The sequence below is a fragment of the Bacillus sp. EKM420B genome (genome assembly GCF_011065565.1).
Classification (GTDB): Bacteria; Bacillota; Bacilli; order Bacillales; family Bacillaceae; genus Bacillus; species Bacillus velezensis.
This window is the reverse complement of record NZ_JAAMNX010000019.1, coordinates 1-460: the sequence shown is the minus strand read 5'-3', so window position 1 is coordinate 460 and position 460 is coordinate 1. Positions and strand designations below refer to the sequence as shown.

The following is a 460-nucleotide window of genomic DNA, read 5'->3' as shown; positions in this document are numbered from 1 at the left end:
GGTGGAGGATGACGGGCTCGAACCGCCGACCCTCTGCTTGTAAGGCAGATGCTCTCCCAGCTGAGCTAATCCTCCATCATATAAGTGACCCGTACGGGATTCGAACCCGTGTTACCGCCGTGAAAGGGCGGTGTCTTAACCGCTTGACCAACGGGCCCTGGTATTTTTTCGTTTGTTATGTATTGATAATTAGTGGCGGAGAGCAAGGGATTCGAACCCTTGAGACGGGGTTACCGCCTACACGATTTCCAATCGTGCTCCTTCGGCCACTCGGACAGCTCTCCATAAATGGCTCCGCAGGTAGGATTCGAACCTACGACCGATCGGTTAACAGCCGATAGCTCTACCACTGAGCTACTGCGGAATGAAGTCTGCCTGGCGATGTCCTACTCTCACAGGGGGAAACCCCCGACTACCATCGGCGCTGAAGAGCTTAACTTCCGTGTTCGGCATGGGAACG

Annotated in this window: 4 tRNA genes and 1 rRNA gene; all 5 read right to left on the bottom strand. The window is 54.8% G+C overall.

Annotation, left to right across the window (positions count from 1 at the left end):
* Positions 1-2: 2 nt before the first annotated feature.
* Positions 3-75 (bottom strand) — tRNA-Val (locus G9F48_RS19315).
* 10 nt (positions 76-85) lie between these two features.
* Positions 86-157, bottom strand: a tRNA-Glu gene (locus tag G9F48_RS19310).
* A gap of 36 nt (positions 158-193) precedes the next feature.
* A tRNA-Ser gene (locus G9F48_RS19305) sits at positions 194-284 on the bottom strand.
* A 5-nt stretch (positions 285-289) separates the two neighbouring features.
* Positions 290-364, bottom strand: a tRNA-Asn gene (locus G9F48_RS19300).
* Positions 365-373: 9 nt separating this feature from the next.
* Positions 374-460: ribosomal RNA gene (gene rrf / locus G9F48_RS19295) — 5S ribosomal RNA — on the bottom strand; the annotation flags it as partial.